Raw genomic sequence first — 15,522 nt, forward strand, 5'->3', positions numbered from 1 at the left:
TTGTGGAGTGCACCGGTCAAACGATGACGTCTGGAACTTACCCATTCATCGATATTGCCGTTCTGGATGAAATTCGCGAGCATTTTGCCAATGGCGATGCGCTTGTGGTGATTTCTCCGGATTTGGAGAATGTCATCTGGGCGAATGGCCAGGGTGCAAACGCGCTTGGCTATGCGACCATCGACGATATTCTCGATGCCGGCGCTGTTCTGAATGTGCAGGCGAGACGGCAGCTCAAGGCGCTGGACGGTTTCCCCGCCATCGGCCATGGCCGCACCGTGTCATTGCGCGTGGCCTTCGGCTTGGCCAGCCGCATCCTGACACTCCAGGCAAGCGACCTGACCTTGCCACGCGGCGAAGCCGCCATCCTTCTGTCCATTGCCAATACCGCCCGGCTGAATTCCGAAACCGGGATTGCCGCGCTGGCCATCAAGGGTTTCGGCGACAGCACCACCCATGCGGCCATGATCGACGCCGCGGGCACGATATTGGCTGCCTCGGAGCAGTTCCGCAGCATCGGCTTCAGCGACAAGATGCTGGGCGATCTGGTGCGCGAAGTGCGCCTGGAACGCAACCGGCTGGTGAAACGTCCGGTGCAGACAGCCAACGGTTCCGTACCGGCCGGCATAGCGCGGCTGACCGACAGCCCTGCCCTGCATCTTCTCTTTGCCATCCGCGACGTCAATGCAAGCGCAGAGCAGCCGGCAGATACGGAAGACAGACAGCCGGAAGCGCCCGTGGCACCGCCAATCAGCGTTGTCCAGGATGTCCGGGAAAGCCGTGCCGAAGCGGCGGTACCGCCGCAGGACACTGTTGCCGTCGAACCAGCCCTGCGACAGGCGGAGAATGCGATCTCCGGAGACGGGTCCTTCCACTACAAGCCCTCGGACAATCCCATCCGGTTTGTCTGGAAAGTCGATGCCGATGCAACCTTCGATGAAATATCGCCCGAATTCGTTAGCGCGGTAGGCCCCAACTCGGCGGCGGTCATCGGAAAATCCTTCCGCGACGTCGCCAATGTCTACGGGCTCGACAGCAGCGGCGAGATTGCCGAACTTCTCGAACGGCGCGACACGTGGTCCGGCCGCTCGGTGCTGTGGCCGATTGAAGGCACCGGTTTGCGCGTGCCCGTCGAATTGGCGGGCCTGCCGATCTATTCGCGCGAGCGGGTATTCATGGGCTTTCGCGGGTTCGGTGTTGCCCGCATGGGTGATGTTACCACCGATCCGGAAGCCATCGGCAAGGCACTCGCGCCCAAGCCCATCCCGCCCGTCGATGTGTTCAACGGCGATGTGTTCAACGGCGAAAAACCCGTCATCGCCATTACGCCGGCCGCACCGGCCGAACCCGCCCGCGACGAAGCCGGGATAGAAGCGATTGAAGGCAATGTCATCCCGTTGAAGACCAACCGTCTTCCGCGCGATGACGGGCGCCTGAACGATGCCGAACGCAATGCCTTCAGGGAAATCGCGGAGCGGCTGCGCCGTGAAGTTCTGGCTGACAACCCAAAGGAAGCCGCCCCTGCGGCTTCTGCAACCAGCGTCGAAGCGCCATCGGACCAGCCGGCGATGTCCGCGCCCGTCGTGCCGCCCGTTCCCGATGCGGAAGTGGTCGGCCCAGGCTTCTCCGTACCGGTAGACAAGGAGACGGCGGCAATTGCGGCCGGTCCGTCGCCGCAGCAGGATTTTGCCGAGAATATCCGGACAAAGGCCCGGCACGGCGTCGATACCACCGTTCTCGCCGCCCTGCCTCTTCCTGTCCTCATCCATCGCCATGGCATTCTTCTCTACGCCAACAAGGCCCTGCTCGATGCCACGCTTCATGAAACGCATGCGGACATCAATGCGGCGGGCGGATTGAACGCATTGTTTGCCGAAAGTCCGGAACAGACGGACGGCGAGACAGCGGAAGGTGTAAACCTGCAGCTGAGCGACGGCACGACCAGACGTGTCCAGGCACATCTTCAAGCCGTACGCTGGGACGAAGACGGCGAACGCGCCCTGCTGCTGGCCCTGTCGCCGGAGGTGCAGCCGCCCGTCGTGCAATCGCCGGAACAGCGGTTTGACGACAGCGAGCGGCAGCTTCTGCAAACCCGCATCGACGAGTTGAATGCGATTCTCGATACCGCGACGGATGGTGTGATCCTGCTTGATTCCGCCGGTGCCATCCGTTCGGTCAATCATTCGGCGGCGGCGCTGTTTGGCTACAATCCGGAAGACGTGGAAGGCAAGGCATTCTCCCTGCTCTTTGCCATCGAAAGCCAGCGGACGGCCATGGATTATGTCAGCGGCCTGTCGGACAACGGGGTTGCCAGCGTTCTCAATGATGGCCGCGAGGTCATCGGCCGCGAAAGCAAGGGGCGGTTCATTCCGCTGTTCATGACCATCGGCAAGCTCGACGCGTCAAAGGGCTTTTGCGTCGTGCTGCGGGACATCACCCATTGGAAACAGGCCGAGGAAGAACTGCTCAGCGCCAAGCGCGAGGCAGAGCGCACCTCCAGCCAGAAGAGCGAATTCCTCGCCCGGATCAGCCATGAAATCCGCACGCCGCTCAATGCCATCATCGGCTTTTCCGAGCTGATGGCCGACGAAAAATTCGGCCCTGTCGGCAATGAGCGGTATCGCGACTATCTCCATGATATCAGCCGTTCCGGCAATCACGTGCTGTCGCTGGTCAATGATCTCCTCGACATTTCCAAGATCGAGGCGGGGGCGGTGGAGTTCGACTTCCAGGCGGTTTCGCTGAATGACGCTCTCACCGAGGCCGTGGCGATCATGCAGCCGCAGGCGAACCGCGAGCGGGTGATCATCCGCTCCAGCCTTACCTCGCGCCTGCCCGACATTGTCGCCGACCAGCGGTCAATCACCCAGATTGCCCTCAACCTTCTGTCGAACGCCGTGCGTTTCACGGGACCGGGCGGACAGGTGATCGTTTCGACCAGTTACGAACCGAGCGGCGACGTGCTTCTGCGGGTGCGCGATACCGGCATCGGCATGACGCGGCAGGAAGTCGAACAGGCGCTGCGTCCCTACAAGCAGATCACCACGCCCAAACATGCGCGCACCGACGGCACGGGTCTCGGCCTGCCGCTGACAAAGGCCATGGCCGAAGCAAACCGCGCAAGCTTCGCCATCGATTCGGCGCCGGGGCGCGGCACGATGGTCGAAATCAGTTTTCCATCGACCCGCGTTCTCGCTGACTGAAAATTGTAAGACAGCTTCCATCGCCTCATTCACTCCGCAATGCGATGGCAAACGCTCTGCAACAAATTGGCGTCCGACTATCTCTGGCCCTTGAATTGCAACGCATCATCGCTAAACCGTAGATGGAGAAGCGTGAAACCTTCCGGCGTGACGCCGGAAGAACAGCAGACATCGGAATATTCATGTCCTGGTACCGGCCGAGGAACATATTCGCGACAATCATCGCATTGGCTCTCGTTGCCGCGGGACTTCTCGCCGCTATTCCCTATCTCGTCAGCACGGATGTCATCCGTGCCCGGCTCATTCAGGAGCTCAGCAATTGGACGGGTTACAGTGTCGAATCACGGCAGACGCCGCAAATCTCGTTCTTTCCGGTCTTTTCCGCCTCGCTCGCCGACGTGACCATCCGCAATCCCTGGCAGAGCGAAGGCACGCCTTTCATGAAGGCGGAACGCATCGAGGTTGATCTGTCGCTGCTTTCCGCCCTGATGGGCCGGACGGAATTCACCGAGACCACCATCATCCGGCCGCGTTTTGTCATCGATGAGCCGATCAAGAGCCTGTCGCAGATCGGCGAATCCCTGGCAAAAACCGACGGGCGCATCGGCGACGTCATGCGCGAGGCACGGGCGGCCATCGAGGCCAATCCAGCAAAGCCGGATATGAGCAATGTGTCGTCGCAGCCGTTCGGACGCATCCGGCTTGAAGACGCCATGGTCACATTCAAGCGGCCGCTCAACGGAGCGGAAGAGCAGATTTCCAGTATCAGCGGCGTTTTTGAATGGCCGCAGACCTCGGGCGTCGCCAGTTTCCGCGGCAATGCCATCTGGCATGGCGAGGAAACCGAGATCGACAGCTCCGCCAGCAAGGCGCTGCTGCTGCTGGCCGGCGGCACCAGCCCGCTTCAGGTGAACCTGACATCGACGCCGCTCACCCTTGCTTTCAACGGCTCGGCCAATATTGCCAAGAACCAGTTCTTTCAGGGTACCCTGTCGCTGACCTCCCCGTCCCTGCGCCGGACGCTGGAATGGTCGAAGACCCCATCCATTCCCGGCGCACCCATTGGCAGCTTCGCCCTCGACGCCACGGTTTCCGGCTCGGCCAACCGCATGAAGCTGGACGGGTTGACGGCAACGCTGAACAACAATCCGGCCAAGGGCGGCATTGAAATCGTCCTGAACGATGGAACGCCAAGCGTCACCGGCACGCTTGCCTTCGAGACGCTCGACCTGCGCTCCGTGCTGGCAGGCTTCATGCCCCTGCCCGACGGGTCGGCCAACGCCAATGCGGTTATCGATACCCGGTTCCTCAAACAGGCCAATGTGGACCTGCGCGTCTCCACCCAGAAGGCCACGGCCGGTTCGGTCAATCTGACGAATGTTGCCGCCACCGCGCAGGTTCGCAACGGCCGGGCCATTTTCGACATCGGCGAGGCGGCGGCCTTCAACGGCTCCATTGCCGCAAGTTTCCAGCTGGCAGAAGAAGGCGATGGCGGCGCCACCGGTGAACTGCGTCTCAACGGCACGGATGTGAACAGCGCCGCCATTGCCCCGCTGCTAGGGCTTGGCAACCGGTTCGAACTGGGCAAGGGCACGATATCCCTCGTTCTCAAGGGGCCGATCACCCGGTGGTCATCGGCCATGGAGAACGCCAAGGGAACCCTCAGCATGCGCTTCGGCACCGGGCAGATCAAAAGCATCGATTTCAACAACCTGCTTAACCGGGCCAAAACCGACCGGTTTTTCAGCCTGAATGAGAAAACCGACGCCTGGCTGGCATTCGACCGCATGGAGATCAAGGCCAATATCATGGACGGCGTCGCCGCCCTTGAGACGGCGCAAGTGCAGATGAAATCCGGCGTGCTGAGCTTTGCCGGCATTGTCACCCTCATCGGCAAGAGCCTGGCCTTGACCGGCGACTACGCGGTGCCAGTTCCGGCTACGGCACCGGCTCCAGCTCCTGCAACAACGGCAGCCCCTGCCCCGGCGCCCGCTGACGCCACCGCGCAAGCCGCGCCTGCCGAACAGAAGCCCGCGCCGGTATTCAACCACACGCGCTTCTTTATCGGCGGATCGTGGGACAATCCCTTCATCTCGCCGATCATCGCACCGGGGAATTAGTGCATCGAGAAAGAGGTTAGTGACGGGCGGCGGCCTGCTCGTCCCGCGCCTTCTGTACTTCGCGGCGCTTGTTGGCAATCGACGCGATCACCACGCCCACGGCCACGATGGCAATCAGGATGGTACAGGCAGCATTGATCTCCGGCGTCACCCCGAGACGCACCTGCGAGTAAATCCGCATCGGCAGGGTGGTCGCTCCCGGTCCCGAAGTGAAGCTTGAAATCACCAGATCATCGAGCGACAGCGTGAAGGCGAGCATCCAGCCCGATACCACCGCGGGCATGATCACCGGCAGGGTAACCTTGAAAAAGGTGGTCACCGGTGTCGCCCCGAGATCCATGGCCGCCTCTTCGAGCGAACGGTCGAACGTTACCAGGCGCGACTGCACCACAACAGCCACGAAACACATGGTGAATGTGATATGGGCAAGCGTGACGGTCCAGATGCCCCGGTCAAAACCGATGGCGACGAACAGCAGGAGCAGCGACAGGCCGGTGATAACCTCGGGCATGACCAGCGGCGCATAGATCATCGCTGAAAACAGCATCCGTCCCCGGAAGCGCGTATAGCGGGTGAGCGCGAGGGCACCGAGCGTTCCGAGGATTGTCGCAAAGGTCGCCGAAATCAACCCGACGCGGATGGTGACCCACGCCGCATCGATGAAACTCTTGTTGTTGAACAGCGACACATACCATTTGGTCGAGAAGCCGGCCCAGACGGTGACAAGACGGGATTCATTGAAGGAGAAGACAACCAGAAGCACGATCGGCAGGTAGAGGAACGCGAAACCGATGACCAGCGAAACGATATTGAAGCGGGACCAGGTGGTGTTCATGTCACTTCTCGCTTTCCTGGGCTTTGGCTTCCGACCGCTGGAACAGCACGATGGGCACGACCAGCAGCGCCAGCAGAACCACGGCGACCGCGGAAGACAGCGGCCAGTCACGGTTGGCGGAGAACTCGTTCCACAGGGTTTTGCCGATCATCAACGTCTCCGATCCGCCGAGAAGATCGGGAATGACGAATTCGCCGACGGCCGGAATGAAGACAAGGAAACAACCGGCGACAACGCCGGGCAGCGACAGCGGGAAGGTGATTTTCCAGAAGGCGGTGATGGGCGGGCAGCCGAGATCCTCTGCCGCCTCGACCAGGGAATAATCCATCTTCTCCAGTGTCGAATAGATCGGCAGCACTAGGAACGGCAGATAGGAATAAACAATGCCGATCAGCACCGCGGTGTTGGTATTGAGAATGTTCAGGGGCGTGTGGATGACATTGGCCCACATAAGAAACTGGTTGAGCAGCCCCTCCGGCTTGAGAATACCGATCCACGCATAAACGCGGATGAGGAAGCTTGTCCAGAAAGGCAGGATCACCAGCATCAGCAGGGTTGACCGGACCGTCGCGGGCGCCCGCGCCATGCCATAGGCGATGGGATAGCCCACCAGCAGCGTCAGGAATGTCGAAATGGCAGCAATGATCACGCTGGACAGGTAGGCTTTGACATAGAGCGGATCGCTGCCCAGGAACGTGTAATTGTCCCAGGAGAACTGCGAGACGCTGTTGACCAGCCCCTGCCAGCCCGCCCAGATATCAATCGTCGGCGTATAGGGCGGTATCGCCATCGTCACTTGCGAGAGTGAAATCTTGAAGACGATGATGAACGGGATAAGGAAAAAGATCAGCATCCACAGGTAGGGAATGCTGATGACGAGGCGGCTGACGACGGACGCGATCAGTTTTTGCATGGCAGCCCCCTACGCCGTCAACAGGATGCCGGCATCGGTATCGAAATTGACCCAGACCATGTCGTCATAGCCAAGCGGGTCTTCGACCGTGCGCACCGCGTTCAAACTGGCCGCCTTGATGATGCGGCCACTTTCAAGCCGGACGTGGAAGACCGTCATGTCGCCGAAATAGGCGATATCGTAGAGTTCGCCATGCGCGGCGTTGACGGCGGTATTGGCCGGTTCCTTGCGGCTGAGGCGGATTTTCTCCGGCCGGATGGCAAACCCGACGGACTGGCCGGCGGCGCAGTCGCGGGTTGCATCCGTGCGAATGGTGATCTTGTCGGCCGGGACATCGATGTCGACCTTGCCGGGCACCACGGTCGAAACCGTGCCTTCGAACATGTTCACATTGCCGATGAAATCGGCGACGAACTTGGAATTCGGGGCTTCGTAGACTTCCGCGGGCGTTGCCACCTGCTTGACCTTGCCCTTGTCCATGACGGCGATACGGTCGGCCATGGTCATGGCCTCCTCCTGATCATGCGTCACGACGACGAAGGTCAGGCCCAGCTTCATCTGCAGGTCCATCAGTTCGAACTGTGTTTCTTCACGCAGTTTCTTGTCGAGCGCACCCAGCGGCTCGTCCAGCAGCAGCACCTTGGGCCGCTTGGCGACGCAACGGGCAAGCGCCACGCGCTGGCGCTGACCGCCGGAAAGCTGATGCGGCTTGCGCTTGGCGAACTGCTCGAGCTTGACCAGCTTGAGCATTTCCGCAACGCGCGCGGCGATCTCGTTCGCCGGCATGCCATCCTGCTTCAGGCCGAAGGCGATGTTGCCCTCGACGGTCATGTGCGGGAACAGGGCATAGGACTGGAACATCATGTTCACAGGCCGCTTGTAGGGCGGGATGCCGCGCATGTCCTGGCCGTCAAGCAGGATGCGGCCCGAGGTCGGCTCCTCAAACCCGGCCAGCATGCGCAGGAGCGTGGACTTGCCGCAGCCGGATGCGCCGAGAAGGGCAAAGAATTCACGATTGTAGATCGTCAGGGACAAGTCATCGACAGCGGTAAAGTCACCAAACTTTTTGGTGACATTCTCGAAGGAAATATAGGGTTTTGCTTCAGGATCATTCCAAGGTGCGAATTTACGGCGAAAGCTTCCCAGTGATTTCATGATTGCCCCGGTATTTGGTCTTGACGTTAAAAACCCCGGCATTTTCTGCCGGGGTTTTCTCGATATTTACTGGCCTGTTACCACTTTGGTCCAGAGCCGCGTGACGGTTCGCTGCGTTTTCGTATCGTAAGGCGTCACGGTGAAGAGCTTGGCCAATGTGGCCTCATCCGGATAGACCGACGGATTTTCCAGAATGGCCTTGTCGATGAATTCCTGCGAGGCCTTGTTGCCATTGGCATAGGACACGAAGTTCGAAGCCTTGGCAGCCACTTCCGGACGCATGATGTAGTTGATGAATTCGTGGGCTTCCGCCACGTGCGGCGCATCGGCGGGGATGGCCATCACGTCAAACCACATCTGCGCACCCTGCGACGGAATGGCGTAGTCCAGCTTCACGCCGGCATTGGCCTTTTCCGCACGCGCCTTGGCCTGCAGGATGTCGCCGGAATAGCCGAGTGCCAGACAGATATCGCCGGCAGCGAGTGCATTGATATATTCCGACGAATGGAATTTGCGGATCGATGGGCGAACCGCTGTCAACAGGTCCGCGCCCTTGGCGAGGTCGTCGGGATTCTTGCTGTCCGGATCGAGGCCGAGATAGGCGAGCGTCGACGGCAGGACATCCGAAGCAGAATCAAGCACGTGGACGCCGCAATCCTTGAACTTGGCCGCCATTTCGGGTTTGAACAGGATATCCCAGTTCGGACGCGCATCCGATCCGAGAATTTCCTTCATCTTGTCGACATTATAGCCAAGACCCGTGGTTCCCCACATGTAGTCGACGGCGTACTGATTGCCGGGATCATATTTTTCGATGCGCTGGTTGATCACATCCCACATGTTCTTCAGGTTCGGCAGCTTCGACTTGTCGAGCTTCTGGAACACACCGGCGGCAATCTGGCGTTGCAGGAAGGACGCAGTCGGAACAACAACATCGTAACCGGTTCCGCCTGCCAGCAGCTTGGTTTCGAGAATTTCATTGGAGTCGAAGGTATCATAGACAACCTTGATGCCGGTTTCCTTGGTGAAGTCAGCCAGGATGCTGTCGTCGATATAGTCAGACCAGTTGTAGACGTTGACGACGCGTTCCTGCGCGCCGGCTGCCGTGGCAAGTCCAAGGGCGAAAGTGGCCGTTAAAAGGATGGATTTGATACCCATAAAATGCCTCCATGCTGCTGGCACCTGATCTTTCAGCCGTGCCAGGGGTTCCCAAGTTTCCTCTACCTTTTTAGATTGCGATCACTTCGTCAACTGGGTTGCAGCAACTCCCTCATCTAAAGTTGCAGATCAACGCGATTTTGATCGCCGCATTCCCGCGCAGGGAGTGTCAGACCACCGGCTTTCGCGTCGAAGCCGCGCGCTGGCGCCGGTATTCCCAGCCCAGATGAAAGAGCAAGGCACAAAGGATGATGCCGCCGCCGATGATGGTGCGCTGCGTCGGGACTTCATTGTGCAGAAGCCAGACCCACACCGGCCCGAGCACAGGCTCGAGCGTGCCGATCAACGCGGCAAGCGCCGAGGGAATAAGACGGGCGCCGCTGACGAAAAGCGCAAGGCCCAGACCGAGATTGACCGCCCCCAGAGCAAACAGGAAACCGAAGTCCCGCGCGCTTGCCGAGAATGATCCGCTCATCATCGAGGCGGCACAGGCAGCCATCACCACGCCGAGAAAAACCGCAGGCGTCATGCGCAGATGCGCCTTGCGCCGCGTGATCACCGTGGCGGATGCAAAGGAGATGGCAATCAGCAAGGCGAGAAGGTCGCCGATGGGTGAAACCGCACCATCCAGCGAGTTGGAAACCATGATGGCAACGCCGGCGATCACCACGGCAATGGCACCCCAGGTTGCAAGACTGACCCTTTCGCGAAAAAGCACCCAGGAAATCAGCGCCGCCAGCAGCGGCACTGCCGCCTGAAGCAACAGGACATTGGCGACCGTCGTGTAGGACAGGGCAACGATGAAGCAGGATGATGCAATGGCAAAACAGATGCCGACGCCCACCCCGGCCAGCCCCATGCTGCGGAACAGCCGCAGCGTACCGCGCGGACCATCGCGGACCAGCATGAAACACAAAAGGAAGAGCCCGGCGAATACGGAGCGCCAGAACACCACCGTCCAGTTATCCGTCGTGTCGAGAAACCGGGTCAGAGCGCCGCCCGTGCTCCAGGCGATGGCCGAGCCCGCAACCAGCAGGCAGCCGACCGCGGTCTCCGATGCGCTCTTGGCGGGATCAGGCGCGGCAACCGGCGGCAGCGGGACAGACGAAACACTCATGGGGATACAATGCCAAATTTCAACTCTGCAGTGAGTGTGGGAAACGACCGGAGATTGTCGCTTTCTGCATCGTTTTCGCCCGCAAATCCAGCGGCATCATTGAAAATCGAAGGCACTCAGCCCCGTCACCATCTCGTCCAGCCCCAGCGGCCGGGTAACCGGCGGCTCGGCACGCGAAAGGCAGGCCGAGCGCTCGCAGAGACGGCAGGCGGGTCCCACCGGCGTCGCACCGATATTCCTGCCGCCAAGCGCAGCACCATAAACCGTTTCATCGGCAAAGCCGATATCGCAGCCGAGCAGGATCGCCGTGCGCCGGGGGCGCTCATTGAACCCGCCTTGCGGCCCCTCGAGCGTGCGGGCAATGGTCATGAATTCGGCGCCGCCCGGCATCTCGATGGCTTCGACAAGAATCTGGCCCGGCTGAGCAAAGGCGGCGTGCACCGCCAGCTTTGGACACTCGCCGCCAAAGCGTGACTGCGGATAGCCCTGTGCGCCAGCCCGGCGGAAGCGGTTGCCCGCGTGATCCACCTCCAGCATGAAAAACGGAATGCCCGCCGCCCCCTGCTTTTGCAGGGTTGTCAGCCGGTTGGCCGCCTGCTCGAAGGAGACATTGAAACGCGAGCGCAGCACGTCGACATCGTGGCGGGCGCGCTGGGCAGCGGTCTGGAATGCCTGGTACGGCATCATCAGGGCCTGCGCCGCATAACGGGCAAGTTCAAACCGGGCGATGCGGCGCGCTTCATCGGAGGATAGTTTCAGCTCCTGGATCTCAGCCGCGACAACCACCTGCATGCGGATGAGAACCGCCTCGATGGCCAGTTCGCGCAGCTGATCGAACGGCGACAGCCGTTCGGAGATAAACAGGCGCTGCGAATGCCGGTCATAGCGCCGCCGCCAGTTCGGCATGGTTGCAACCGGCAGGACACGCACCGTGATCCCATGCTCGCTTTTCAGCCATGCCTTCAAGGCACCGGACAGATCATCGCCCGGCTTGATCAGGTGAATGAAGCTGTCAACCTCCCCTTCTATGCGGGCAAAATGGTTGGGTCTGCGCTCCAGCACGTCCCGCACTTCGCTGAGCGGCAAACGCGTGGATGACAGCGACGGCGCATGCCCTTCCTTTGCCAGCATTCCCGAGAGATCGGACAGGCGCTCCAGCGATTCCCGGTAAGCGCGGTACAGCTTGATGACACCGGCCGCTGCATTGGGTGCGGCATCGCCGATCTCGATCAGTTCCTGGTCTCCGGGCAATTCGCCGTTGAGCAAGGGATCAGAAAAGACTTCTTTCAGTGCCGCCATGGACGAGCCGGTTTCAACCTGCAGCGTATCGAGTTCGATCTTGTAGGTGGAAGACAGTTTTAACAGCAGCTGCACTGTCAGCGGGCGCTGATTGCGCTCGATGAGATTGAGATAGGACGGCGAAATGCCCAGCGCTTCGGCCATGGCCGTCTGCGTCAGCCCCTGCTCATTGCGGATGCGCCGGATGCGGGGACCGGCGAATATCTTGCCCTCGGCCATTTCCACCTCTTATGTCAGCAATATTGACAAAATTTACACACGCTTGGACATCGAAGCAGTATTACAAAGTTTACAAATTTACAAATCATATTTGTCAAAGCAGCGACATGCTAACTCGATAAATCCGCCTATTATGGCGATATTTATTGGAATTACTGCACTGCAATGTAAATTCAGTCACATGAACGCAGCCATCGAAACTCCCAAATGACCTGTCTGCGATCGCGTCAACAGAAGCTGGAGAAAGACAATGACTGATTTTTACAATCTCGTACCCAATGCCCCGGGAGGCCGGTTCGATGGTATTGAACGTCCCTATACGCCTGACGATGTCAAAAGACTGCGCGGTTCGGTTCAGATCAAATATACTCTTGCTGAAAACGGTGCCAACCGCCTGTGGCAGCTCATCCATGAAGACGGATTCGTCAATGCCCTTGGCGCTCTCTCGGGCAACCAGGCGATGCAGATGGTGCGTGCGGGCCTTAAGGCGATTTATCTCTCCGGCTGGCAGGTTGCAGCCGATGCCAATACTGCTTCCGCCATGTATCCTGACCAGTCACTGTACCCTGCAAATGCTGCTCCAGAGCTTGCAAAACGCATAAACAAGACATTGCAGCGCGCCGACCAGATCGAAACGGCGGAAGGCAAGGGTCTGTCGGTCGACACATGGTTCGCACCGATCGTTGCCGATGCGGAAGCCGGCTTCGGCGGGCCGCTCAATGCCTTCGAGATCATGAAGGCCTTCATCGAGGCCGGGGCTGCGGGCGTGCATTATGAGGACCAGCTGGCATCGGAAAAGAAGTGCGGCCACCTCGGCGGCAAGGTTCTGATCCCGACCGCTGCCCATATCCGCAACCTCAACGCCGCGCGGCTTGCCGCCGACGTGATGGGAACGCCGACCCTGGTCATTGCCCGCACGGATGCGGAAGCCGCAAAGCTTCTGACCTCGGATATTGACGAGCGCGACCGCCCATTCGTCGATTATGACGCCGGACGCACCACGGAAGGCTTCTATCAGGTCAAGAACGGTCTCGACTCCTGCATCGCCCGGGCGATTGCCTATGCACCGCACGCGGATCTGATCTGGTGCGAGACCTCGAAGCCGGACCTCGAACAGGCCAAGCGTTTTGCCGAAGGCGTGCGCAAGGAACATCCGGACAAGCTGCTGGCCTATAACTGCTCGCCCTCGTTCAACTGGAAGAAGCATCTGGACGAAGCAACGATTGCCAAGTTCCAGCGCGAGCTGGGTGCGATGGGCTACAAGTTCCAGTTCATCACGCTGGCCGGTTTCCATCAGCTCAACTTCGGCATGTTCGAACTGGCCCGCGGCTACAAGGACCGCCAGATGTCCGCCTATTCTGAGCTGCAGGAAGCGGAGTTCGCCGCCGAGGTAAACGGCTACACCGCCACCAAGCACCAGCGCGAGGTTGGCACGGGCTATTTCGATGCGGTCTCACTGGCCATCACGGGCGGTCAGTCGTCGACGACGGCCATGAAGGAATCGACCGAGACGGCGCAGTTCCGTCCGGCAGCCGAGTAACAGGCATCCCAATCCGGACCGCCGGCGAGGCCCTTACATGCCGCCGGTCCATACGGGACAATCACGGTGATTGTTCCACTGCAACGCCAGAAACAAGGAGCATCATCATGGCACCGCAGACACGCGTGAAGGAACGGGCCGAGGAGCAATCATCGGCCATGAATGCAGACCAGCAGGCTGTCATTCGCATGGTCGCGAATGATCTGCATCGCCTCAACCAATCCGTCATGAAGGCAGTGGATGCCGGCGTGTCCGTGGAGCTGGTCCGCTCCGCCCGTCACCATGGCGGCGACGGCAACTGGGGCGACCTGCTGATCCCGGTGGTCGTCACCCGGCAATAGCTCACCGTGGCCGTCTCTGGTTTCGGTCTGGAACCAGCACGGCGCGCCGGACCGTCCGCAAGCAATTGCGGGCGGTTTTGGTTTTTGACGGCAAAAAACACGACCACAATTTTCTCGCGCCCGCCTTCCCATCGGGATGAGTTTTGATCTATCATCCAAAAACCGCAATAAATTCTGGTGATTGATGCCTTCTGAAACCCCTGAGAAGAAACCCGCACGGACCTCAACGCGGCGGCGCACGCCCGCCTATGTCAAAGCCACCCGCGGCGTAAAAAACTGGCGTGAAGCTTCCGAGTGGCTGGCCTGGCGGGATATCGAAGACATCGAATGCATCACCCCGGATCAGGCGGGCGTTGCCCGCGGCAAGATGATGCCGTCGAAGAAATTCACCTCCAACACATCCTTGGCGCTGCCTTCCGCGGTGTTCATGGCAACGATCTCCGGCGACTATCCCGAAGACGGCTATGGCTTCTCCTATCCGGAAGACGACGGCGACCTCAAACTGATGCCGGATTTGTCGACCCTTTCCGTCGTGCCCTGGGAGAGCGACCCCACCGCGCAGGTCATTTGCGACCTCGTGAACAAGGACGGCGCTGCGGTGGAATTCACCCCGCGCAACGTGCTCAAGCGCGTTGTTGCCGCCTATAACAAGAAGGGCCTGAAGCCTGTCGTCGCGCCCGAAATCGAGTTCTATCTCGTCAAGAAGAACCCCGATCCCGATTATCCGCTGACCCCGCCCGTCGGCCGGTCCGGCCGGGCGATTGGCGGCGGCCAGGGCTATTCCATCGCCGGCGTCAACGAATTCGACGAACTGATCGACGATATCTATCATTTCTCCGAGGGTCAGGGTCTGGAGATCGACACGCTGATCCACGAAGAAGGCGCGGCACAACTGGAAATCAACCTGCGCCACGGCGACCCCGTCGAGCTTGCGGACCAGGTATTCCTGTTCAAGCGCACCATCCGCGAGGCGGCGCTGAAGCACGACATGTATGCGACCTTCATGGCCAAGCCCATCCAGGGCCAGCCCGGATCGGCCATGCATATCCACCAGTCGATTGTCGACAAGAAGACCGGCCGCAACGTGTTTTCCAATCCCGATGGCAGTGAAAGCGAGGCCTTCCGCCACTTTATCGGCGGCATGCAGAAGCACGTTCCGGCCTCCCTGGTCATGTTCGCACCTTACGTGAATTCATACCGGCGGCTGACACCGGCCGCGTCTGCGCCGGTCAATGTCAAATGGGGCTACGACAACCGCACCACGGCCTTCCGCGTGCCGCGTTCGGACCCCAATGCCCGGCGTGTGGAAAACCGCATTCCGTCGTCGGACGCCAATCCCTATCTCGCCCTGGCGGCGTCACTCGCCTGCGGCCTGCTCGGCATGAACAACAGGATCGAGCCGGATGCGCCTGCGTCGACCACGGTCAATGACAACCTGATCGAGCTGCCGCGCGGGCTGATCGAGGCGACCATATTGTTCGAGCAGGACAAGGACCTGACCGCCATGCTGGGACAGTCCTTTGCCATCACCTACGCCGCCATCAAGCGCGCGGAGTTCGAGACTTTCATGGAGGTTATCAGTCCGTGGGAGCGCGAATATCTGCTCCTCAACGTCTGATCAG

11 protein-coding genes are annotated in these 15,522 nt (G+C 60.1%); 5 read left to right on the top strand and 6 right to left on the bottom strand.

The genetic code is table 11. The annotated features are described in order from the left end of the window. Positions 1-23: 23 nt before the first annotated feature. A complete protein-coding gene (locus C5750_RS20815; protein ID WP_105736340.1) occupies positions 24-3,203 on the top strand; it encodes a sensor histidine kinase in 3,180 nt (1,059 codons plus the stop codon). Between the two features lie 182 nt (positions 3,204-3,385). Then, complete coding sequence (locus tag C5750_RS20820) at positions 3,386-5,323, top strand: AsmA family protein (RefSeq protein ID WP_158531264.1); 1,938 nt, start codon at positions 3,386-3,388, stop codon at positions 5,321-5,323. Positions 5,324-5,339: 16 nt separating this feature from the next. On the opposite strand, the gene C5750_RS20825 is transcribed toward C5750_RS20820, so the two are convergent. The 6 genes from C5750_RS20825 to C5750_RS20850 all read right to left on the bottom strand — a co-directional run bounded on the left by C5750_RS20825 (position 5,340) and on the right by C5750_RS20850 (position 12,019). Continuing rightward, positions 5,340-6,158, bottom strand: coding sequence for an ABC transporter permease (locus C5750_RS20825; protein WP_105736343.1), 819 nt, complete (start codon positions 6,156-6,158; stop codon positions 5,340-5,342). A 1-nt stretch (position 6,159) separates the two neighbouring features. Then, positions 6,160-7,071 (bottom strand): ABC transporter permease subunit, encoded by a 912-nt coding sequence (locus C5750_RS20830; protein ID WP_105736345.1) that lies wholly within the window; start codon positions 7,069-7,071, stop codon positions 6,160-6,162. Between the two features lie 9 nt (positions 7,072-7,080). Beyond that, a complete protein-coding gene (locus C5750_RS20835) occupies positions 7,081-8,226 on the bottom strand; it encodes an ABC transporter ATP-binding protein (protein ID WP_105736347.1) in 1,146 nt (381 codons plus the stop codon). A gap of 66 nt (positions 8,227-8,292) precedes the next feature. After that, positions 8,293-9,384: a polyamine ABC transporter substrate-binding protein gene (locus C5750_RS20840; RefSeq protein ID WP_105736349.1), complete on the bottom strand. Its 1,092-nt coding sequence runs from the start codon at positions 9,382-9,384 to the stop codon at positions 8,293-8,295. Positions 9,385-9,553: 169 nt separating this feature from the next. Continuing rightward, a complete protein-coding gene (locus C5750_RS20845; protein WP_105736351.1) occupies positions 9,554-10,501 on the bottom strand; it encodes a DMT family transporter in 948 nt (315 codons plus the stop codon). A 96-nt stretch (positions 10,502-10,597) separates the two neighbouring features. Continuing rightward, positions 10,598-12,019, bottom strand: coding sequence for a helix-turn-helix domain-containing protein (locus tag C5750_RS20850; RefSeq protein ID WP_105736353.1), 1,422 nt, complete (start codon positions 12,017-12,019; stop codon positions 10,598-10,600). A 250-nt stretch (positions 12,020-12,269) separates the two neighbouring features. On the opposite strand from C5750_RS20850, the gene aceA reads away from it, so the two are divergent. The 3 genes from aceA (at position 12,270) to C5750_RS20865 (ending at position 15,518) form a co-directional block, all read left to right on the top strand. Then, a complete protein-coding gene (gene aceA / locus C5750_RS20855) occupies positions 12,270-13,559 on the top strand; it encodes an isocitrate lyase (protein WP_105736355.1) in 1,290 nt (429 codons plus the stop codon). A 107-nt stretch (positions 13,560-13,666) separates the two neighbouring features. Further along, positions 13,667-13,900 carry an SMc00767 family acetate metabolism repressor gene (locus C5750_RS20860; protein WP_027230260.1) on the top strand — a complete coding sequence of 78 codons (234 nt, stop codon included), beginning with the start codon at positions 13,667-13,669 and terminating at the stop codon, positions 13,898-13,900. Between the two features lie 184 nt (positions 13,901-14,084). Further along, positions 14,085-15,518, top strand: coding sequence for a glutamine synthetase family protein (locus C5750_RS20865; protein WP_105736357.1), 1,434 nt, complete (start codon positions 14,085-14,087; stop codon positions 15,516-15,518). Positions 15,519-15,522: the final 4 nt, after the last annotated feature.

Origin of the sequence: Phyllobacterium myrsinacearum (assembly GCF_002980555.1) — a bacterium.
GTDB classification, from domain to species: domain Bacteria; phylum Pseudomonadota; class Alphaproteobacteria; order Rhizobiales; family Rhizobiaceae; genus Phyllobacterium; species Phyllobacterium myrsinacearum.